The organism is Pseudomonas sp. ATCC PTA-122608 (assembly GCF_001952855.1).
GTDB lineage: Bacteria > Pseudomonadota > Gammaproteobacteria > Pseudomonadales > Pseudomonadaceae > Aquipseudomonas.
This window is the reverse complement of the sequence record NZ_LPNO01000035.1, coordinates 9,865-34,812: the sequence shown is the minus strand read 5'-3', so window position 1 is coordinate 34,812 and position 24,948 is coordinate 9,865. Positions and strand designations below refer to the sequence as shown.

At 64.3% G+C, this 24,948-nt stretch carries 2 protein-coding genes; both read right to left on the bottom strand.

Annotated elements, in window-relative coordinates; all coding sequences use genetic code 11:
* Positions 1–158: 158 nt before the first annotated feature.
* A complete protein-coding gene (locus AU074_RS23235) occupies positions 159–11,576 on the bottom strand; it encodes a non-ribosomal peptide synthetase (protein WP_076016694.1) in 11,418 nt (3,805 codons plus the stop codon).
* Complete coding sequence (locus tag AU074_RS23230) at positions 11,573–24,493, bottom strand: non-ribosomal peptide synthetase (protein ID WP_076016693.1); 12,921 nt, start codon at positions 24,491–24,493, stop codon at positions 11,573–11,575. Before AU074_RS23230 ends, AU074_RS23235 begins: the two co-directional genes overlap by 4 nt.
* Positions 24,494–24,948: the final 455 nt, after the last annotated feature.

Sequence of the window (24,948 nt, the reverse complement as noted above, 5' to 3'; positions counted from 1 at the left end):
CTCGCGAAGGTCGTTAACGATGACGTTGGCATCCTGAATGAACGCGGCGCCCTCAGGTTTTTCGCGAGCAAGCTCGCTCCTACAGGGGTTTGCCAAAAGTGACCCGCTGTAAGAGCGGAACCATAGGTGGCCGTTACCGCAGCAACGGATATGTACACTCACGAAACCCGCTCCCCAACCACAACCCCATCCCGCCACCAAGCCGCCAAACTAAAAACATTCGGCGCCTTGAGCAGCGAAAAATGATTCCCGGGCCCATACCAAACCTCCAACACCCCAACGCACCCGCGCCACCCCTCAACCATCAACCCTTGCTCCCGCAGATTCCCCGCCGCATCCAGGGTCGGATCCTCCGCCAACACCAACCGCACCACCCCCTCATACCGCCGAACAGGCCGATAAACCGTACGCAACGCCGACGCATACGTCCGCGCCGGCCCATCCATCGCCTCCACCGAAGACCGCGCAGGCAACAACCCGACCCCCACCATCCCCCCATGCAACAACCGCCGCTGCTCCACCTCATCCCTACCGGCAAAATCCACCGCATCAATCCCCAGGGACTTACCCGAAGCCACCTGCATCGACTCAATCAGCCGCAACAACGCCGCCGTCGTCGTATAGGGCCTACCCACCAACCCATTTCCCCCGGGCGCCTCGCTGTCGATCAGCGTCAACGAAGCCACCTCACGCCCCTGGGCTTGCAATCGCGCGGCCATCTCAAACACCACCCAACCGCCAAACGAATGCCCGACCAGATGCACCGGCCCCGAAGAACACTCCTGTTCCAAGGCCTGCAAATAACAGCGCGCCGCCGCCTCGACCTGACTGTGCGGCACCGCCTCCCCGTCCAGCCCGCGCGGCTGCAAGCCAAAGATCGGCCAGTCCCGGCCCAACGCCTCGGTCAACCCTACAAACCCGGTCACGCTATCCCCCGCCCCCGGCACACAGAAAATCGGCGCATGCCCGGCGCGTCCGCTCTGGATCCGCAACAACGGCTGATGCACCGCCACACTCGGCGCCTCGCTCGACGCCAGAGCCCCACCCAACGCCTGCCCCAACGCCTGGATATGCGGTGCCTGCATCATGCTCTGGTGATCCCCCGGCACTTCAATCCGGCGCAATTGCCCCGGCGCCAGCGCCTCATCCCAACCCAAATCCCGGCTACGTCGCGACAGTTCCGTCGGCCGCTCTGCGGCGCTGAACAGGTGCACCGCCAACGGCATCGGGAACAGGCTGTAATGCGCCAACGCATGCCCATGCCCGACTTCCCGCTCGATAAAATTCAACAGGTCCGCGTCCGAAGCCGCCGCCATCTGCGCGTACAACAAATGCCGATCGCGGCAGCGTTGCAACAGCCCAGCAAAATCCAGCTGTCCAATCTGCGCGTCCAGTTGCTCAAGGCTTGCCAGCTCATCCACACCTCCCTGTGCCTTCCAATACGCCATGCACTGCAACAGCAAATGCCGCTTGAGGGCATCCGGTCCGGCCCAGCGCGCCTTGCCCTGGTCGGTCATGCGCGGCACGTAGCTGTCGATCAACCCGAGGAACGCCACCGGTTCGTCCAGCCCCTGCAGTTGCATCGCCACTTCGTAGGCCAACACCCCGCCAAACGACCAACCCGCCAGCCGATACGGCCCATGGGGTTGCACAGCCCGAATAATCCCCACCAGCCGCGCCGCCAGGCCTTCCATGGTCTGCAACTGCGGTTCACCGAGAGGCGCGCCGGGCAAGCCGTAGATCGGGTAATCCCCCGGCAGATGCCGGCCCAGCGCCGGGAAATACACGTCCATGCCGCTGAACTCATGCACCAGGAACAATGGCGGCTGGCTGCCGCTGGCGCGCACGGTGATCAGCGAGCTGTCGTCCTCCCGCACCGTGCGTTGACTGAGCATCGAGGCGACCGAGGCCACGCTGGCGTGCTGGAACAGCTCCGCCAGAGACACCGCAAGCCCCGCCTCTTCCATCAGATTGACCAGCCGAATCGCCAGCAACGAATGGCCGCCCAGTTCGAAGAAACTGTCGTGCCGACCGACCTGCTCCAGCCTCAACACCTCGGCCCAGAGGCGGGCCAGGGTCTGTTCCAGCTCATTGGCCGGGGCTTCAAACACACGGCTTACCAGCGCTTCCATCGCGGGCACTGGCAGGGCCTTGCGGTCGACTTTGCCGTTGGCCGTCAGGGGCATTTTTTCCAGTGGCACATAGGCCGACGGCACCATGTAGTCCGGCAAATGCTGCAGCAGATGGCTGCGCAGCACGTCGATGGCGAGCGGCTCGCCGGTGTAGTACGCCACCAGGCGCTTATCGCCAGGCGCATCTTCCCGCGCAAGCACCACCACATCCTTGATCCCGCTGCAGGTCGCCAGGCGCGCTTCGATTTCACCCAACTCGATGCGGAAGCCACGGATCTTCACCTGGTCGTCATTACGACCGATGCACTCCAGCAACCCGTCCGCCGACCAGCGCCCAAGGTCGCCTGTGCGGTACAGCAAACCGTCGCCGAACGGGTCATCGACGAATTTTTCTTCCGTCAGCTCCGGCCGGTTCAGATACCCCTTGGCCACGCCGTGCCCGCCAATGCAGATTTCCCCGACCACCCCCAGCGGCACCGGCTGCAAGTGCGCGTCCAGCACATGGATTTGCGTGTTGGAAATCGGCCTGCCGATCGGCACGCTTTCAGCATCTGCGGCGATAGCCTGCACCTCATAGGTGGTGGCGTAGGTGGTGGTTTCCGTCGGGCCGTAGCAGTGCACCAGGCGCAATGCGGGCGCCTGGGCCAGCAGGCTGCGGAATGCCGCCGGGTCCGCCCGTTCGCCGCCGCACAACAGGATGCGCAGCCCGGCCAACGCGTCGGGAATCAGTTGCACGTACTGGTTGAACAGCGCGGTAGTGACGAACAGGATCGTCGCCCCGCCCGCCTTCAATGCGCGGCCAAATGCCCCCGGGTTGAGCAAGGTGGCATGGTCGATCACCAGCACCTGGCCGCCGTTCAGCAGCGGCCCCCACACGTCCATGGTGCTCGCGTCGAACGCAGGGTTGGAGGCGAACGCCACGCGATCATGGGCGTTGAAATCGGCATAACCGTTGTTGATCACCAGCCGCGTGATGCCCCGGTGCGGCACCAGCACGCCTTTGGGCGTGCCAGTGGAGCCGGAGGTGTACATGATGTACGCCACCCGCTCCGAGGATTGCGACAGGTCCGGGTTGTGACTCGGTTGCGGGTCCAGCGCCAGGGTGTCGAGGTCGATGCGTCGGGTCGGGTAATCTACAGACTCGCTGCTGTGGGTCAGCAGCCATACCGCGCCGCTGTCCTGCACCATAAAAGCCTGGCGCTCGGCCGGAGCATTGATATCCAGCGGCACGTAGGCCGCCGCACACTTGAGGATTGCCAGTTGACTGAGCAGCAGGTCAATCGAGCGCGGCAGCAGGATCGCCACGTGGTCGCCGGGCTGCACGCCCAAGGTGCGCAGGTGATGGGCCAGTTGGTTGGCGCGGGTGTTCAGCGCGCCATAAGTCAGGGTGTCCTCGCCATGCGCCACAGCGATGGCGTTCGGGCGCGCCTGGGCCTGGGCTTCGAACAGGCGCTGCACGGTATGTTCACGAGGGAACTCCCGTTGAGTGGCGTTGAACGCCACCCGCAGCTTTTCACGCTCCGCCGGCGGCAATATCGACAGTTGGCTGATTGCGCCTCGGGCATTCTGTTCCAGCGCCTGCACCAGCTGTTCCAGGGCGACATGCAGGTACTGACAGAGACGCGGCGCGCCTTGCCCCATGACATCAAAGGTAAACCCGTCACCCAGGTCATCGACACTCAGGGACAGCGCAAAGTTGGTGCGTTCCTCGGCCTTGAGCATTTGCATGCCCTGCCAGGCCTCGGCCACCCCGCCAGCGTGCGGCGCGCTGTGGCGATAGTTGAACAGCACGCTGAACAGCGGTGTATTGGCCGGCAGCCCGCTGCAACGCTGGGCCAGGGCCAGTGGCGCATGCTCGTGACTGAGCAGTTGGGTCAGGCTGGCATGGGTCGCCATCAGCGCCGCGTGCACCGTGCGCTCACCCAGGTCGACCCGCAGCGGCAGGGTGTTGATGAATACGCCCAATGCGCGTTCGGCGCCTTCACCGCCTTGTAACCGACCCAGCAATACGGTGCCGAACACCACCTGCTCACGGCCAGAAACCTTGCCCAATACCTGCGCCCAAGCCAGGTGCATCAGGCTCGCCGCACTTACCCCAAGATGACGCGCCAGGATGCGCAGGCGCCCGCTCAACAGTGGGTCAACGCTCAGGCGCGCCTGCTGCGCTTCACCCGGTGCATTCAGTGCCGGCGTCGGCTCATCGATCTCCCCGAGCATCTCGCGGAAGAATGCTTCGTGCTCTTCCTCACGCATTCCCAGGCGTGTCTGCGCCACATAGTTGCGATACGGCACCGCCGCCCCCAACTGCTCGTGATGGCCCAACAGACAGGCTTGCATCTCGTGTTGCAATACTTCCAACGCCACGTGATCCATCACCAAATGATGGAACAGCAACAACGCAACCACCCGTTGGTTGGCCGGGTCCTCGGCGTACACCAGGCGCATCAACGGTGCCCGCCCCAGGCCCAGGCGATGCTGATGAAAGCGCGCCTGCAATTGCCCCAGCACATCGCCCGCGACCTGAATCGCCTCGACCTGCAACGATGCCTGGCGCCACACCACTTGCACCGGTTCTTCCAGCCCGTCCCAGTGCATCGACGAGCGCAGGATGTCATGCCGCTCAATCACCGCCTGCAAGGCCTGGGCGAACGCTTCAAGGCGCTCGACGCTGGCGAAGGCAAACTGCGCCTGTAACAGGTACGCGTCGCCCTGTTGCACTGCGCGATGGTGATACAGGATCCCGGCCTGTAACGGCGCCAACGGGTAGATGTCCTGCACGTTGGCCGCGCCGCCGGGAATGCTCGCGACAAGGCGGTCGATGGCGGACTGCTCCAGGTTCACCAGCGGGAGCATGTCCGGGGTGATCCGCGTGCACTCCGCGGCAATCCCATTGGCCGGCACCACCACTTCGCGACCACCACCCACGGCAGCCGCCAAGGCTGCAAGGGTGGGCTGGCCAAACAACACTTTCACATCCGCCGACAACCCGACGCGGCGCATGCGGCCGATCAAGCTGGCGGCCAACAGCGAGTGGCCGCCCAGCTCGAAGAAATTGTCATGCCGCCCCACCCGCTCCACCTTGAGCAAATCAGCCCAGAGGCCAGCCAGGGTGATTTCGGTTTCACCCACGGGCGCGACGTATTCCCGGGCGATCACCGATTCCAGGCCCGGTACCGGCAATGCCTTGCGGTCGAGCTTGCCGTTGGGGCTCAGGGGCAAGGCCTCCAGATGCATGAAGGTCGCCGGCACCATGTAGTCCGGAAGCTGCTCCAGCAGGTGGCTGCGCAGGGCATCGATGTCGGCCTGCACGCCGGTGTAGTAGGCCACCAGACGGGAATCGCGGGCGACCACAGCGGCTTCGTTGATCTGCGGGAATTGCAGCAGTCGCGCCTGAATCTCACCCAGCTCGATGCGCAGGCCACGGATTTTCACCTGGTCGTCATTGCGGCCCAAATACTCGATGGTGCCGTCCGGCAGGTAGCGCCCGACGTCGCCGGTGCGGTACATCCGGCCGTTGCTGAACGGGTCCTTGAGGAAGCGTTCGGCCGTCAGCTCAGGACGGTGCAAGTAACCCCGCGCCACTTGCACGCCACCGATGAACAACTCACCCACCACACCCAACGGCACCGGCTGCAACTGCCCGTCCAGCAGGTACATGCGGGTGTTGGCAATCGGCTTGCCGATGGGGGTGTTGTCCGGCGTAACCGGTCCGGCGCAATCCCAAGCCGTCACGTCCACCGCCGCTTCAGTCGGGCCGTAGAGGTTGTACAAACCGATGCCCGGCAACTGCTGTTTGAAACGGCGCACCAGGCTGCCGGGCAGCGCTTCACCGCTGCACATCACCCGCACCAGCCCGGCGCTCTGGCTGACGTCGCCCTGGGCCAGGAACACGTCCAGCATCGAAGGCACAAAGTGCAGTGTGGTGATCTGCTCGGACTCGATCACATCACACAGGTAGGCCGGGTCTTTATGCCCGCCAGGACGCGCCATCACCAACCGGGCGCCAGTGAACAGCGGCCAGAAAAACTCCCACACCGACACGTCGAAGCTGAACGGAGTTTTCTGCAACACCCTGTCCTGCGCAGTCAGCCCGTACTCGTCCTGCATCCACAGCAGGCGGTTGACCACGCCTGCGTGCTCGTTGATCACGCCCTTCGGTTGGCCGGTGGAACCCGAGGTGTAGATCACATAGGCCTGATGCTGCGCGGTCAGCCCGTCCACTCGTGGGTTGGACGTTGATTGGTGCTGCCAGGTGCTCCGGTCCAGGTCCACCACCGGCACCGTGACGTCGCCCAGCAGCGCACGGGTTTCGCCCTGCACCAGCACGGCTGCCGGGGCGCTGTCCTTGAGCATGTAGGCGATACGTTCCAGCGGATACGCCGGGTCCAGCGGCACATAGCCGCCTCCCGCCTTGAGGATCGCGAACAGGCCAATGACCATCTCCAGGCCACGCTCGACGCAAATCGCCACCCGCGAATCCGGTTGAACACCCAGCTCCCGCAGATGGTGCGCCAACTGATTGGCCCGTTCGTTCAGCTCGCGATAGCTCAGGCACTCCGAGCCTGCCTTCACCGCCAGCGCATCCGGCGTTCGTGCAACCTGGGCTTCGAACATACCGTGCAGCGTCTGCTCGAGGTTGTAATCCACGTCGGTGTCGTTGAAGTCCAACAGCAGGTGCTGGCGCTCCCGCGCGTCCAACAATTCAGCGTGCTCCAGCACCGCCTGATCGTTATCCACCATGGCCTGCAGCACCCGGGTGAAGTAGCGGACATAACGCTGCATGGTCGACTCATCAAACAACGCGATGGCGTATTCCAGGGTGCCGCGAATTTCGCCCCGGGTCTCGCCGAGGTTCAGGGACAGGTCGAATTTGGCAAAGTGACTGTCCTCCACAATCCCTTCAAGGCTCAGGTCGCCCAGGGCCAGGACCGGCGCATCGCTGTCCTGCCAGGTCAACATCGTCTGGAACAGCGGGCTATGGGCCAGGCTGCGCAATGGCCGGGTGATTTCCACCACCTGCTCAAACGGCAGATCCTGATGAGCCTGGGCGTCCAGGGCCAGCCCCTTGACCCGCGCCAGCAGCGCCTCGGCACTCAACTCGCCCGAGGTATCGATGCGCACCGCCAGGGTGTTGACGAACAGCCCGATCAAGCCTTCCACCTCGGCCCGCTGGCGGTTGGCGACGGGCGAGCCAATCACCACTTCCTCCTGCCCGGCCAAGCGCGCGAGCAACGAAGCCCACGCCGTCATCATCACCATGTACAGCGTGGTGCCGTGGCGCTGGCTGAGGGCCTTGAGCCCGGCGGTCAGGCGTTCATCCAGGCGCACGTCGACACTGCTGCCGGCGTAGTCCTGCTGGGCCGGGCGTGGACGGTCGGTCGGCAACATCAGCAATGCCGGGGCACCGGCCAGGGTTTGTTGCCAGTAGCTGCTCTGGCGATGCAGCACTTCACCGCTGAGCCACAGGCGCTGCCACACGGCGAAGTCGCTGTACTGGATCGGCAATGGCGGCAATGGGTCAGCCTCACCACGGCTGAAGGCTTGGTACAACGCCATCAGTTCGCGGGTCAGCACGCCCATGGACCAGCCATCTGACACGATGTGGTGGATGGTCAGCAGCAACACGTGATGATCCTCGGCCATGATCACCAGGCGCCCGCGCAGCAATGGGCCGCGCTGCAAATCGAAAGGCGCCGAGGCTTCGCCCTGGATCAAGGCTTCCAGCACCTGCTGTGCTTCGGGGTGACGACGCAGGTCCTGCACTTGCAGCGGCATCATCTCTTCAGGCGGCACGATCAGCACGTGGGCGTGGTCATCCTGCTGGGCGAACCGGCTGCGCAAGGTCTCGTGCCGCGCGACAATCCGCGCCAGGGCCCGTTGCAACGCATCGACGTGCAACTGCCCGCGCAGGCGCAGGCCGATGGGGATGTTGTAGGCGGTGTTGGCGCCTTCCATCAGCGCCAGAAACCACAAGCGTTGCTGGGCAAACGACAGCGGCAAATCCGTATCCCGCGCCGTCGGCAGGATATCCGGCAAGGTGCTGCGCCCGGACTGGGCAAGCACCTGCGCCACCGCCGCCAGTTCGGCATTGGCAAACAAATCGCCCAGCGCCAGATCAACCCCAAGCCGCTGGCGAACCTGGGACACCATGCGCATGGCCAGCAACGAATGGCCGCCCAACTCAAAGAAATGATCCTGGCGCCCAACACGTTCCACTTGCAGCACGTCGGCCCAGATCTGCGCGAGTACTGTTTCGATATCGCCATAAGGCGCCGCGTACTCACGGGTGAAGACGGCGGCCAGGTCCGGCTTTGGCAGGGCCTTGCGGTCCAGCTTGCCGTTGGCGGTCAGGGGCAATGCATCGAGTTTTACGTAGGCCACCGGAACCATGTAGTCCGGCAGATGTGCCACCAGATGTGCGCGAATCTCGCCCACATCGAGGGGGTCGAACTGCGGGTTTTCGGTGAAGTAAGCCACCAGCCGGGGCTGGCCGGGCTGGTCTTCACGGGCCAGCACCACCACTTCCTGAAGGCCGGGCAACTGGTTGAGGCGGGTTTCGATTTCTCCCAGTTCGATGCGCACCCCACGGATTTTCACCTGGTCGTCGTTGCGGCCCAGGTACTCGATATTCCCGCCCGGCAACCAGCGCGCGAGGTCGCCGGTGCGGTACATACGGCCCGGATTGAACGGGTCATCCAGAAAGCGCTCGGCAGTCATTTCCGGACGGTTCAGATAACCCCGCGCCACGCCCTTGCCGCCCACATACAGTTCACCGGCAACGCCCATGGGCACCGGGCGCTGCAGTTCGTCCAACAGGTAAACCCTGGCATTGGCGATGGGTTTGCCAACATGCAACGGCTGCCCGGGTTCAATCCGCCCGGAGGTGGCGACCACCGTGGCTTCGGTGGGGCCGTAGTTGTTGATCACCTCGAAACGCTGTGCCCGGGGGAACTGGCGCAGGCGGTCGCCGCCAATCAGCAAGGTGCGCAAGGTCGGGTGTTCGATGTTCTGGCTGAACGCATATTCGGCCACTGGCGTGGGCAGGAAACACACGTCCAGTGGTTGTGCGCGCCACCATTCCAGCAGCGCGTCGATGTCCTCTGCGCCGTCATGGGCCGGCGGCAGGTGCAAGGTCGCGCCCACGCACAGGGCCGGCCAGACCTCCCAGGCCATCGCGTCAAAGCCGAACCCGGCGACGCTGGCGGTGTGACGGCCGGCGCACAGGTCAAACGCGGTGCAATGCCAGTCCACCAGGTTGGCCACGGTGTGGTGTTCCACCATCACGCCTTTGGGCAGGCCGGTGGAGCCGGAGGTGTAGATCACGTAGGCCAGGTTGGACGGCGTGACAGCAACTTGGGGGTTGCTGGCCGAATGGTGATGCCAGGTAAAACGGTCCAGGTTGATCACCGGCACGTCGAGCGCGGGCAAGCGCTCCAGCAGTGCGTGTTGCGTCAGTACCGCGACCGGGGCGCTGTCACTGAGGAGGTAGCTCAGGCGCTCGGCCGGGTGCGACGGGTCCACCGGTACGTAGCAGGCGCCGGCCTTGAGGATCGCCAGCAATCCGGCCAGGGTGTCCAGCCCGCGCCGGGCGACGATGGCCACGCGGTCGTCGGGTTTTACCCCCAGGGCCAGCAGGTGATGGGCCAGCAGGTTGGCTTGTTGGTTCAATTCGGCGTAGGTCAGCTGACGGCCTTGATACACGGCGGCCACCGCGTCCGGGGTCAGCGACGTTTGCGCTTCGATACGCCCGTGCAGGGTGGTGCCCTGGGGAAAGTCGACCGCTGTCGCGTTGAATTGCTCCAGCAGATGCCGCCGCTCAGCCTCGGGCAGCACCGACAGACGATTCAACGAGGTGTCGGGCGCCTGCTCCAGCGCCTGCACCATGTTTCCCAGGGCCGTTTGCACATAAGCACAAACAGCCTGCGCATCGACTTGGGTACTCGCCAGCAAACGCAGGATAAACCCGTCCCCCAGGTCATCGACACTCAGGGTCAACGGGTAGTTGGTGCGCTCCTCGGAGCTCAAGATCTCGATGCCCTGCCAGGCCGCCGCCGCGTCGGTACTGGTGCCCGAGCCACTGTGGCGATAGTTGAGCAATGCGCTGAACAGCGGCATCGGCGCGGCCACACCACTGCACCGCTGGGCCAGGGCCAAGGCGGCATGTTCATGACGCAACAAGGTGGTCAACCGCGCGTGCGTGGCCTTGACCCCGGCGCGCACCGCTTCGGCGCCGACATCCACGCGAAACGGCAAGGTATTGATGAAAATCCCCAGGGCCCGGTCCGTGGCGTGCCCACCCTGCATGCGGCCCATCAAGACGGTGCCGAACACCACCTGCGCCTTGCCTGCCAGGGCACTCAATACCTGCGCCCAGCCCATATGGAACAGGCTGGCGGCACTCACCCCCAACTGCCGCGCCTGGGCCCGCAAACGCTGATTGAGCGCTGGCGGCAACGGCCAGTCGACTTCGGCAATCTCCTGGCCGTCGCCCTGCACATCCTGCAAACCAAACGGCAAGGTCGGCTCAGTGATGTCCCCGAGCATCTCGCGAAAGAACGCTTCGTGTTGCTGCTCGCTGATCCCCAGGCGCGCCTGGGCCACGTAGTTACGAAAAGGCACCGCCTGGCCCAACTGATCCCCCTGGCCCTGCAAGTAAGCCTGCATTTCGTGGCGCACCACGTCCAAGGCGCTGTGGTCCAGGGCCATGTGGTGGAACAACAGCAAAGCGACCATGCGCTGCCGGGCTTCATCCCAGGCGCCTACAAGGCGAACAAGCGGTGCGCGGGTGACGTCCAGGCGGTAGTGACGGCCATCAAACATGCTATGCAACTGGGTCGCGATATCCCCGTCGGCGGGGTTCAGTTCAATCAATTGCACCGGCAATCGAGCCGCGCGCCATACCACTTGCGAAGGCTCTTCCAGGCCCTCCCAGATCACGGCGGTGCGCAGGATGTCATGGCGATCCATCACGCCCTGCAATGCCTGGGCAAACCCCTTGAAACGCTCAAGGCTGTCGAAGGCGAACTGCGACTGCATGACGTAGGGGTCGCCGTGTTCGGCACTCACATGGTGGTAAAGAATGCCTTCCTGCAGCGGTGCCAGCGGGTAGATGTCCTGTACGTTGGCCGCGCCGCCGTCGACGGTTTCGATGATGCGGTCAATCGAGGCCTGGCTCAGGCTCGACAGCGTCAGCATCGCCGGCGTAATCCGCTGGGCACCGGCGGGAATGCCATTGGCCGGCACCTCGACTTCACCGGCCTTGGTGGCCGAGTACTCTCCGGCCTTGATCAGCTCGATCAGCGCCGGTTTATGTTCGCGCAGCGAGGCCACCAATGCCGGGTCACTCAGGGCCTGTTTATTGCCCTGCACCGACAACTGGTCGCCCTTGAGCGCCAGTTGTACATCCTTGGTCTTGAGTGTCGCCAACAGTTCAATGATGCTCACAGGACGATCTCCATTCGTTCGGTAATTGCGGCGTAGCCCGCCAGGGTCGGTTGTTCGAACAGCCCCCGCACATCGGCTTCCATACCTTCCTGACGCAAGCGCCCGATCAAGCTGACAGCCAGCAGCGAGTGCCCGCCCAGCTCGAAGAAATTGTCATGGCGCCCTACCCGCTCCACCTTCAGCAGCTCGGCCCACAAGCGCGCCAGGGTGATTTCGGTGTCGCCCACCGGGGCTTCGTACTCGCGCACGATCAGCGACTCAACGCCTGGCGCCGGCAGCGCCTTGCGGTCGAGTTTGCCGTTGGGGCTCAACGGCAAGGCCTCCAGGTGCACGAATACCGCCGGCACCATGAAGTCCGGCAAGCGCGCCAGCAGATGGGCACGCAGTTGTTCGATATCCGCCTGCACGCCGGTGTAGTACGCCACCAGGCGCTCGTCCCGGGCTAACACCACCGCTTCATTGACCTGTGGGTATTCGGTCAACCGCGCCTGAATTTCCCCCAGCTCGATGCGCAGGCCACGGATTTTCACCTGGTCGTCGTTGCGGCCCAGGTACTCGATATTGCCGTCCGGCAGGTAGCGCCCGATGTCACCAGTGCGGTAAAGGCGACCAGCACTGAACGGGTCCTTGAGGAAGCGTTCGGCGGTGAGTTCAGGGCGGTGCAAGTAACCGCGAGCGACTTGAACACCACCAATGAACAGCTCGCCGACCACGCCCAAGGGCACCGGCTGCAAGCGGGCGTCCAGCAGGTACATGCGAGTATTGGCGATAGGCTTGCCGATCGGTGTGTTATCCGGCACCTCGGGCCTTGCGCAGTTCCACGCGGTCACATCCACCGCCGCCTCGGTCGGGCCATACAGGTTGTACAAACCGATGCCCGGCAACTGCTGCTTGAAGCGTCGCACCAGGCTGCCCGGCAAGGCTTCGCCGCTGCACATCACCCGCAGCAGGCCGGCACTCTGGCTGACATCGCCGTGGGCCAGGAACACGTCGAGCATCGACGGCACAAAGTGCAAGGTGGTGATCTGTTCGGCTTCGATCACCTCGCACAGGTAAGCCGGATCCTTGTGCCCGCCGGGGCGCGCCATGACCAACCGGGCACCGGTGAACAAGGGCCAGAAGAATTCCCACACCGACACGTCAAAGCTGAACGGGGTTTTCTGCAGGACCGCGTCGCGGGCGGTCAGGCCGTAGGCATCCTGCATCCACAGCAGGCGGTTGACCACGCCTGCGTGCTCGTTGATCACGCCCTTGGGCTGGCCAGTGGAACCTGAGGTGTAGATCACGTAGGCCTGGTGCTGCGGGGTCAGTCCGTCGACGTGCGGGTTGGACAGCGCCTGGTGCTCCCAGGTGTTCCGGTCCAGATCCACCACGGGTACCGCCACATCGCCCAGCAGCGAACGGGTTTCGCCCTGCACCAGCACCGCCGCCGGCGCGCTGTCTTGCAGCATGTAGGCGATTCGCTCCAGCGGATACGCCGGGTCCAGCGGCACATAACCACCACCGGACTTGAGAATGGCGAACAGGCCGATGACCATCTCCACGCCACGCTCCACACAAATCGCCACCCGCGAATCCGGCTGCACACCCAGCTCGCGCAGATGATGGGCCAACTGATTGGCGCGCGCGTTCAGTTCGCGATAGCTCAGGTGTTGGTCACCCGCTTTCACCGCCAGTGCATCGGGGGTGCGTTCAACCTGGGCTTCGAACAGGCCGTGAAGGGTCTGATCGAGGTTGTAGCCAACCTCGGTGGCGTTGAACCCGAACAGCAGTTGCTCGCGCTCCTGGGGGCCCAGGATCGACAGGCGATCCAGCGGCAATTGCGGGGATTGCTCCAGCGCTTCGACCAACCCGAACAACGCCGCCTGCATGTAACCGCAAATACGCTGCGCGCCAATCTGCGCGGGGGTCATCGCGGTCAACCGGAAACCGTCGCCCTGGTCATCCACGTTCAAGGTCAGCGGGTAGTTGGTGCGTTCCTCGCTGGCCAGGGTTTCGATGCCCTGCCAGGCCGGGGATACCGCCGCTTGCTGGCTGTCGCTATGGCGATAGTTGAGCATGGCGCTGAACAACGGCAACGGCGCCGCCACTCCACTGCAACGCTGGGCCAACGCCAGGGAGGCATGCTCGTGCCCCAACAACGCAGTCAGGCGCGCGTGGGTCGCCTTTACCGCCGCACGCGCACCGATGCCGCCCACATCCACCCGCAACGGCAAGGTATTGATAAACATCCCCAACGCTCGGTCGCTGCCCTTACCACCCTGCATACGGCCCAGCAGCACCGTGCCAAACACCACGTTGTCCTGGCTCGAGGTGCAGGCCAACACTTGCGCCCAGGCAAGGTGGAACATGCTGGCAGCGCTGACGCCCAGCAACCGTGCTTGAGTGCGCAGGCGTCGGCTCAACGCCGGTGATAACGCTTCACTGACTTCTTCGATGGCACTGCCATCGCCCTGCACATCCTGAAGTCCGAACGGCAGCGTAGGCTCATGGATGTCAGCCAGCATCTCGCGGAAGAACGCTTCGTGCTCCTGCTCACTCACCCCCAGTCGGGCCTGGGCCACGTAATTGCGGTACGGCGTGGCCTCGTCCGTGATGCCGGGCTGGCCCAGCAGGCTGGCTTGCATCTCGTGACGCACGCCGTCCAGCGCCGTGTGGTCGAGGGCAATATGGTGGAACAGCAAAATCGCTACCACACGCTGCTGCCGCGGATCTTCGGCATACACCAGGCGCACCAGCGGGGCCTGGGACATCGGCACACGGTAGTGACGAGGATCAAACTGGCGATGCAACTGCGCGAGCACATCACCGGTGCCCATCTGCACTGCCTGCACCGACAGCTCAGCCTCACGCCATACCACTTGCAGCGGCTGTTGCAGGCCTTCCCAGACCACGCCGGTGCGCAAGATATCGTGGCGGTTGATCACCGACTGCAACGCCCGGGCAAACGCCTGCAAACGCTCGAGGCTGTCAAACGCCAGGTGCGATTGCAGCAGGTACGGATCGCCCTGCTGCGCACTGATGTGGTGATAGAAAATCCCTTCCTGCAACGGCGCCAGCGGATAAATGTCCTGCACATTGGCGGCGCCGCCTGGCACGCTGGCGACGATCAGGTCGAGGGTCGGCTGATCCAGCTCCACCAGGGACAGCATCGAAGGCGTGATGCGCTGGCAATCGGCAGCGATGCGATTGACCGGCACCACCACTTCCCGGCCACTGCCCACCGCCGCTGCCAATGCGGCCAATGTCGGCTGGCTGAACAGCACCCGCACATCGGCGCTCAGGCCGACCTGACGCATGCGCTCAATCAAACTCACCGCCAGCAATGAATGCCCGCCCAGTTCAAAGAAGTGGTCATGGCGGCCCACTTGCTCCACCTGCAACACCTCGGCCCAGATTCGCGCCAGGGTGGTTTCGACGTCGCCTTGTGGCGCTTCGTATTCACGGCTGAGCATGGCGGCCTGATCCGGCGCCGGCAGGGCCTTGCGGTCGAGCTTGCCGTTGGCGGTCAACGGCCAACTGTCGAGTTTGACGTAGGCCACCGGCACCATGGCCTCGGGCAATTGGCTGTGCAGCTCGGCGCGCAGGGTTTCGATATCCAGCGGGATTTGCTCGGTGAACCAGGCGACCAAGCGGCCGTCGCGCACCAGCACCACGGCTTCCTTGACGCCTTCGACGGCAGCCAGGCGGGTTTCGATTTCCCCCAGCTCGATGCGCACACCCCGGATTTTTACCTGGTCGTCGTTGCGGCCCAAATACTCAATATTGCCGTCCGGCAGCCAGCGCGCCAGGTCGCCGGTGCGGTACATGCCGCCCGGGTTGAACGGGTCATCAAGGAAGCGTTCGGCGGTCAGGTCCGGGCGATTCAAATACCCGCGGGCCACGCCGCTGCCACCTACATACAGTTCGCCCGCCACGCCCACCGGCACCGGACGCTGTTGCTCATCAAGCAGGTACACCGTGGCATTGGCCATCGGTTTGCCGATATGCAGCGGCTGACCGGCGTGCACGCGGCCAGAGGTAGCAACCACCGTGGCTTCGGTCGGGCCATAGTTGTTGATCACCGCGAAACGGCGCTCCTGATTGAACTGGCGCAGGCGATCACCGCCGATCAACAGGGTGCGCAGGCTTGGGTGTTGAAGCTCCTGGCTGAAGGCGTACTCGGCCACCGGCGTGGGCAGGAAGCTCACGTCCAGCGGTTGGGCCAGCCACCAGGCCAGCAATTCGTCGATGTTTTCATTGCCCACCTGGGCCGGTGGCAGGTGCAAGGTCGCCCCTACGCACAACGCCGGCCAGACTTCCCAGGCCATGGCATCAAAGCCGAAACCGGCCACGCTGCTGGTGTGGCTATGGGCGTGCAGGTCAAAAGCTTCGCAGTGCCAGTGCACCAGGTTTTCCACGGTACGGTGTTCCACCATCACCCCTTTGGGCTGGCCGGTGGAGCCGGAGGTGTAGATCACGTAGGCGAGGTTCGCCGGGGTCAGGCTGGCGATCTGGGGATTGCTCTCACCGGCATACGCGCCATGCAGGTCGACGATGGCCACATCACCAAGCACGCCACGGGTGCTCTCCTCGGCCAGTACCGCGACCGGTGCGCTGTCTTGCAGCAGGTAAGCGATGCGCTCGGCCGGGTAAGCCGGGTCTACCGGGACGTAGGCCGCACCCGACTTGAGAATCGCCAGCAGGCCTATCAGCATCTGCGGGCCGCGTCGGCAGCAGATCGCCACGCGGTCGTCGGGCTGCACGCCTAACGCCAGCAGGTGATGAGCCAGCTGATTGGCACGTTGGTTGAGCTGTTGGTACGTCAGGTGCTGGCCGTCCTGGCTCACCGCAATCGCCTGCGGCAGGCGCTCGGCCTGGGCTTCGAAAGCAGCGTGCAGGGTTTGCCCTTGGGGGTAATCACGGGCGGTGGCGTTGAAGGTACGCAGGAGTTTTTCGCGCTCGGCAGCAGGCAGTACCGGCAACTGATTCAGCGGCGTTTGCGGCGCTTGCTCAAGGGCCTCCACCAACTGCTCCAGCGCGCTGTGCATGTAGTCACACAGGCGCTGCGCACCGATGGACTGCAGAGCCAGCACCGTCAAACCGAAGCCTGTGCCCAGGTCGTCCACGCTCAAGGTCAGCGGGTAATTGCTGCGCTCTTCGCCACCCAGCAACTGCACACCTTCCCAGATGCCGTGGCCGTCGCGAGCCATTTCACCCGGGCTGCTATGGCGGTAGTTGAGCAAGGCACTGAACAACGGCATCGAGGTCGGCACACCGCTGCAACGCTGGGCCAGCGCCAGGGATGCATGCTCATGGCCCAGCAACGCGCTGAGCCGGGCGTGGGTCGCCTTGACCCCGACACGAACCGCGATGGCGCCCACATCCACCCGCAGCGGCAAGGTGTTGATGAACATGCCCAGCGCCCGGTCGGCGCCTTCGCCGGCTTGCATGCGGCCCATCAATACGGTGCCGAATACCACGTCCTGACGGCCCGACGCGAGGCCGAGTACCTGGCCCCAGGCCAAGTGCATCAGGCTCGCAGCACTGACCCCCAGTTGCCGGGCCTGCTCGCGAATCCGCAAAGCCAGCACGGCATCGACGGGCAATTCGGCCTCTTCGATATCCCGGCCATCGCCCTGCACATCCTGCACGCCGAAAGGCAGCGTGGGCTCGTCGATGTCGGCGAGCATTTCACGGAAGAATTGCTCGTGCTCCTGGGCGCTGACACCCAGACGAGCCTGGGCCACGTAGTTACGGAACGGTGCCGCAACCGGCAAGTCATCGGCCTGGTTGAACAGGAACGCACGCATTTCCTGGCCGACCACTTCCATGGCGGTGTGGTCCAGCGCCAGGTGATGGAACAGCAGGATGGCCGCGACTCGCTGGTGGGCCGGGTCCTGGGCATACACCATGCGCAGCAACGGCGCCTGGGTGATGTCCAGGCGATAGTGGCGCGCGTCAAAACGTGCGTGCAGTTGTTCGATCACGTCGCCATCGGCCGGGTCCAGCGCAACGTTCTGCACCACCAACTCGGCATGACGCCACACCACTTGCACCGGGCTGTCCAAGCCTTCCCACACCACGCCAGTGCGCAGGATATCGTGGCGCGCCACGACCTTTTGCAGCGCGCCCATGAAGGCCTGCAACCGTTCGACACTGTCAAACGCCATGCGCGATTGCAGCAGGTACGGGTCGCCCTGTTCGGCGCTGATGTGGTGGTAAAGAATGCCTTCCTGCAACGGTGCCAGCGGGTAGATGTCCTGCACGTTGGCCGCACCGCCAGGCACCGTGGCCACAATGCGGTCGATGGCGGCTTGATCCAGCTTGACCAGGGTCAGCATCGACGGCGTGATGCGCGGGCAATCCGGCGCAATGCCATTGGCCGGTACCACGATTTCCCGGCCACTGCCCACTGCCGCCGCCAGCGCCGCGAGGCTTGGCTGGTTGAACAACACCCGTACATCGGCGCTCAGGCCGGCCTGGCGCATGCGTTCGATCAGGCTCACCGCCAGCAAGGAATGGCCACCGAGTTCAAAGAAGTGATCAAAGCGCCCGACCCGTTCGACCTTCAATACGTCCTGCCAGATCTGCGCCAGCAGCGTTTCCACCTCGCCCTCGGGCGCTTCGAAACCACGGCTGAGCAACGAGTCTTGATCGGGCGCAGGCAAGCCCTTACGGTCCAGCTTGCCATTCGCGGTCAGCGGCAACAGTTCCAGCCAGACATAGGCCGACGGCACCATGTAGTCCGGCAGCCGGCTTTGCAGGTGCGCACGCAACGCTTCAATGCTCAGCGGCGCCTGGGCGGTGTAGTAAGCCACCAGGCGCTTGTCGCCGGGTTCATCTTCACGGGCCAGCACCACCGTGTCTTTCACGCCGGGAAAGTCGGCCAGGCAGTTTTCGATTTCACCGGGCTCGATACGGAAACCCCGGATTTTCAGCTGATGGTCGTTGCGGCCCTGGTACAGCAAGGTGCCGTCAGCCTGCCAACTCGCCAGGTCGCCGGTGCGGTACAGCAGGTCGTCGCCGAACGGATCGACGATAAACTTCTCGGCGGTCAGTTGCGGCTGGTTCAGGTAACCCTTGGCCACGCCCGCGCCACCGATGTACAGCTCGCCGACAACGCCCAGCGGCACCGGCTGCTGCCGCGCATCCAGCACGTAGGCACGGCTGTTGCCAATGGGTCGGCCAATCGGAATACCGCCCTCACCCACTGACGTGATCTCGAAGGTGGTGGAAAACGTGGTGGCTTCGGTGGGGCCGTAGCCATTCAGAAGATGCTGCGGCGCGCCGTGCTCAAGCACCCGGCCGATCACCTGCGGGTCGAGCACATCGCCGCCGACGATCAGGTAGCGCAGCTGGCGGAACATCGGCATCAACCCATCGGCGTATTGGTGGAACAGCCCCGCCGTCATCCACAGAACGCTGACGGATTGCTCCTGCAGCAGGGCGGCGAAAGCAGCCTGGGACAGCAAGGTGGCGTGTTCGACCACCACCACGCAGCCGCCATTGAGCAGCGGCGCCCAGACGTCGAGGGTACTGGCGTCGAACGCCGGGTTCGAGGCGAAGGCCACCCGGTCACGCGAGTTGAAGTCGGCGTAGCCATTGTTGATGACCAGCCGGGTGACCGCGCGGTGGGGCACCTGTACACCTTTCGGTGCACCGGTGGAACCGGAGGTGTACATGATGTACGCCACGCTTTCCGCCGACTGGGCGAGGTTCGGGTTATGCGTTGGCTGCATGTCGAGGTTCAGCGCGGCGAGGTCACGCAGCACGTGCGTGGCATGGCTGTCCTGCACCATAAATGCCTGGCGCTCTTCAGGCGCGTTGACATCCAGCGGTATGTAGACCGCCGCACACTTGAGGATCGCCAACTGGCTGACCAGCAGGTCGATGGAGCGTGGCAGCGCGATGACCACGCTGTGCCCCGGTGTTACGCCTTGATCGATCAAGTAGTGGGCCAGGCGATTGGCCCGCAGGTTGAGATCGCGGTAACTCAGCGACGCATGGCCGTGCACCACCGCCACAGCTTCCGGGGTCGCCAGGGCCTGAGCCTCGAAAAGAGCATGAACGGTGCTCCCAGCCGGGTAAGCGTGGTCGGTGGCGTTGAATTCCACCAGCACTTGATGGCGCTCGGCAGCTGGCAGGATCGACACTTGATGCAGCGCAGTAGTCGGCGCCTGTTGCAGCGCCGTCACCAGGTTGCGCAAGGCACTGAGCATGTAGTCGCCGACGCGCTGCACATCCACCTCAGCCACGCCCTGTACCGTCAGCGCAAAGCCCACACCGAGATCATCGACGTTCAGCACCAGCGGGTAGTTGCTGCGTTCCTCGGAGCTGAGGATTTCGATCCCGGCGTCGGCGAACGGGCTGGCTCCCGGCGCTTCGCCCGGGGCACTGTGACGGTAGTTGAGCAAGGTACTGAACAGCGGCAGCGCGCCGGACACGCCACTGCAACGCTGGGCCAGAGACAGCGACGCATGTTCATGCCCCAGCAACTGCGCGAGCCGCGCGTGGGTGGCGCGTACGCCGGCCTGCACACCTACCGCGCCGACGCTGACCCGCAGCGGCAAGGTATTGATGAACATCCCCAGCGCCCGGTCGGCACCCTCGCCGCCTTGCAGGCGGCCCAGCAATACCGTGCCGAATACCACGTCATCCTGGCCCGATACCTGGCCGAGGACTTGCGCCCATGCCAGGTGCACCAGGCTGGCGGCGCTGACGCCGAGCTGCCGGGCTTGCTCCCGCAGGCCGAGGCTGAGGGCCGGGTCCACTGGCAAGTGCGCTTCCCGCACACCGCTGCCGTCGCGATTCACGTCGTGCAAACCGAAGGCCAGGGTCGGCTCGTCGATATCGCCGAGCATCTCGCTGAAGAACGCCTCATGCTGCGCAGCGCTCACACCGAGGCGCGCCTGGGCCACGTAATTGCGGTATTGCACGGCGTCCGGCAGCAGGCCGGTTTCGCCTGCGAGGCTGGCGCTCATTTCTTCCACCAGCACCTGCAACGCGGTGTGGTCCAGCAGGATGTGGTGCAGCAGCAGGATGCCGACATGACGGCCCTGATCCTCGGCGTAGGCAAAGCGCATCAGCGAGGCGCGGGACAGGTCGAGGCGATAGTGGCGTGGGTCGAAGCGTGCTTGCAGTTGTGCCAGAACGTCGTTGTGTGGATCCACGTCGACCTGCTCAACCACCAGCAATGCCTGGCGCAAGACCACCTGCACCGGCTCGTCCAGGCCTTCCCACATGATGCCGGTACGCAGGATATCGTTGCGCTCGATCACGCTTTGCAGCGCACGGATAAACGCCTCGACCGGCTCATGGCCGCTGAAGCTGAACTGCACCTGCAACACGTAGGGGTCGCCTTCGGTGGTCGCCAGGTGGTGATAGAGGATGCCGGCCTGCAACGGGGCCAGGCCGTAGATGTCCTGCACGTTGCCGACGCCGCCGGGCACATTGGCGACAATGTGGTCGATGGCCTGTTGGTCGAGGTCCACCAGCGGCAGCATGTCGGGGGTGATGTGCCGGGTCGCTTCGCTGATCAGGTTGGCCGGGACCTGCACTTCATGCTGCCCGCCTACCGCAGCGGCCAGCGCGGCCAACGTCGGCTGGCCGAACAGCACCCGCACATCGGCGCTCAGCTCCAGCTGGCGCATGCGCTCGATCAGCTTGACTGCCAGCAAGGAATGGCCACCCAGTTCGAAAAAGTTGTCCTGGCGCCCGACCCGGTCGATCTTCAGCAGGTCTTGCCAGAGGTGGGCGATCGCAGTTTCCACCGTGCCTTGTGGTGCTTCATAACCACGACGGGCCAGGGCGTCGGCGTCGGGTGCCGGCAAGGCCTTCCGGTCGAGCTTGCCGTTGGTGGTGAGCGGGAACGTGTCCAGCAGCACAAAGGCGCTGGGCACCATGTATTCGGCCAGGGACAGCAGCAGGTGGTCCCGCAGCTCGGCGGCCGTGGGTGCGTGATCCTGCTGGGGGATAACGTAGGCCACCAGGCGCTTGTCGCCCGGCTCGTCTTCGCGGGCAATCACCACGGCTTCGCGCACGCCTTCACAGGTCGCCAGGCGTGCTTCGATTTCCCCCAGTTCGATACGGAAACCGCGAATCTTCACCTGGTCATCGTTGCGCCCCAGGTACTCGACACTGCCGTCGGCCAGTAACCGGCCGAGGTCACCGGTCTTGTACAGGCGCAGGCCAGTGACGGGGTCCGCCAGAAAACGTTCGGCCGTCAGCTCATCGCGGTTGAGATAACCCCGCGCTACCCCGGCACCACCGACGTACAACTCACCGACTACACCGCTCGGCACCGGTTCGCGGCGGGCGTCCAGCACATACAGCTGCAAGTCGGGAATGCGCACGCCAATCGGGCTCACGCCCACCAGCAGTGCATCTGCTGCTTCCAACGCACGATAGGTCACGTGCACGGTGGTTTCGGTGATGCCGTACATGTTGACCAGCCGCGTACCCGAGTTGGTCACCCGGGCGTACCACGGTTTGAGAATGCCCGGCTCCAGGGCTTCGCCGCCGAAGATCACCTGGCGCAGGGAATGCAGTTGCTGGCTGCGGCCCTGTGCCGCGATCAACTGGCGGAACGCGCTCGGCGTCTGGTTGAGGATGCTCACACCGGCTTCACACAGCAGTGCATAACACTCGTCCGGTGAACGGCTGACCAGTTGCGGTACCACCAGCAATTGCCCGCCGTGCATCAGCGCGCCCCAGATTTCCCACACGGAGAAGTCAAAGGCAAACGAGTGGAACAGCGCCCAGGTGTCATTGGCGTTGAACTTGAACCAGTGCTCGGTGGCGCTGAACAGCCGCGCGACGTTGCGGTGTTCGATCATCACCCCCTTGGGTAAGCCAGTGGAGCCGGAGGTGTAGATCACATAGGCGAGGCTGGACGAGCTGATCGCAACGTTGGGGTTAACGATGGGCTCGTGCTGCTGGCTGTTGAGGTCGATCGACGTGACGTCGCCCACCAGGTGGCGGGTGTTGTGCTGCACCAGCACTGCCAGCGGCGCGCTGTCTTGCAGGGTGTAGGCGATGCGCTCCTGGGGGTAGGCCGGATCGATTGGTACGTAGCCCGCACCGGACTTGAGGATCCCCAGCAGGCCGATGATCATTTCCTGGCCGCGCTCGACGCAGATCGCCACCCGGTCGTCGGGGCGAATGCCATGCTTGAGCAGGCCGTGCGCGACCTGGTTGGCGCGTTCGTTCAGCTCGCGGTAGCTCAGATGTTGGTGTTCAAAGCGCAGCGCGATGGCCTGGGGATGGCTGGCGGCGTGGGCTTCGACTTGCTGGTGGATCAGGGCTGAATCGGCGTAGTGCTGGGTGCTGGCGTTAAGGCCGTGCAGCAGATGTTGGCGTTCGTCGGCAGGCAGGATGCCCAGACTGTGCAACGGTGCATCTGGCGTGTGTTCCAGAGCCAGTACCAGGTTTTCCAGGGTGGTGTGCAGGTAATCGGCGATGCGCGTCGCGCCGATGGAGGCGTCCACCATCACGGTAAAGGCAAAGCCCTCGCCCAGGTCATCAACGTTGACCGTCAGCGGGTAGTTGGTGCGCTCTTCGGCGCCGAGCACCTGGATGCCTTCAGCGATGTCGATCACCGCCTGGGTGTCCGATGCATTGCTGTGACGGTAGTTGAGGATTGCACTGAACAACGGTGTGGGCGCGGCCACGCCACTGCAACGCTGGGCCAGGGCCAGGGAGGCGTGTTCGTGGTTGAGCAATTCGGTCAGGCGTTTGTGGGTGGCTTGCACCCCGTCGCGCACGCTTTGCTCGCCCACGTCCACCCGCAGTGGCAGGGTGTTGATGAACATGCCCAAGGCCTGGTCGGAGCCCTCTCCCGCGCCCATGCGGCCGAGCATCACGCTGCCAAATACCACGGAGTCGCGGGCGGAGACCTTGCCCAGCACCTGGGCCAGTGCCAAGTGCATCACGCTGGCGGGGCTGACACCCAACGGCCGGGCTTGGGCCCTTAGACGGCGACTTAGATCGCTGTCGACGGCGATGCGGGTTTCGTCGATGCCATGGCCGTCACCCTGTACATCCTGGAGGCCGAACGGCAGGGTGGGTTCATCGATGTCGGCGAGCATCTCGCGGAAGAACGCTTCGTGAGCCTGTTCGCTGACGCCGTGGCGGACCTGGGCGATGTAGTTGCGAAACGGCACCGGAGCGCCGGCCTGTTCGGTCTGGCCGGCGAGGTGCAGCTGGATCTCGCGGCGCACTACGTCGAGGGCGGTGTGGTCGAGGATGGTGTGATGAAACAGCAGCATGGCGACCACGCGCTGGTTGCGCGGGTCTTCGGCGAATACCAGGCGCAGCAGCGGCGCCTGGCCGAGGTCCATGCGGTAGTTGCGGGCGTCGTAGAGGGCTTGCAGTTGGGTCATTGCATCGCCGTCGAGACGGGCTTCTTCGCAGACCAGGGAGGCTTTGCGCCAGACCACTTGCAGGGGTTCGTCGAGGCGCTCCCAGGCCATCGACGTGCGCAGGATGTCGTGGCGGTCGATGACCCATTGCAGGGCCTGGGCGAAGGTTTCAAGACGGGCGCGGCTATCGAACACGAACTGGGCGTGCAGCACGTAGGGGTCGCCCTGGTGGGCTGACAGGTGGTGGTAGAGCATGCCTTCCTGGAGCGGCGCCAGGGGGTAGATGTCTTGCACATTCGCCGCGCCGCCGGGGATGCTGGCGACGATGCGGTCGATGGCGGGTTGGTCGAGGTTGACCAGGGGCAGCATGTCCGGGGTGATGCGATAAGCCGGGCTGAGCCAGTCGCCGCCGTGTTGGGCGACGAGGTCGAGCAGTTGGGGTTTGTGGGCGATCAGTTGGTCCCATAGGGCGTCATCCAGCGCGTCGTCGTCACCCAGGATGATCAGGTCGCCTTCGTCCATTTGCAGGCGGATCGGGTGGGTGGAAAGAGCTGCCAGTAATTTGCTGAACTGCATGGGGTAACCTGCTTTTTTGAGTCGGATACGGTTGAGGAGAAAGTCCGTTTTCAGCTGTCGCGTAAGTGCCTGGGAGGCCCGGGTTAAAGCGCGGGCGCGGTCGAGGATCGGGTGGCGTCCCGCAGGGTTTGGAAATTAGAGGATTCGGGGGGTGGGGGGTGACATGGGAAGCGGGGACAAAGCGGTTGGCTTTGGGGGAGTTTCGTATTTTTTGGAGTGGTTTGGAGGGGGGGCATATCCGTTGCTGCGGTCAGGGCCGCTATTGGTTCCGCTCTTACAGCGGCTCACTTTTGAAAAGCGCAAAAGTAAGCAAAACGCTCTTGCCCCACCACTCGGCACCTCGCTAATGCTCGGTGTGCCCTCACTCCGGCTTTGGAGCGTGGGCCGCCGCGATGGGCCATCCTTGGCCCAACGCGGCTAACCCGGCGTCCTGCCGGGTTACCCACGCTCCAAAG

Bases quoted from the DNA above. Each gene is read 5' to 3' on its own strand.
- AU074_RS23230 (WP_076016693.1), bottom strand. From the start codon at position 24,493: ATGCAGTTCAGCAAATTACTGGCAGCTCTTTCCACCCACCCGATCCGC.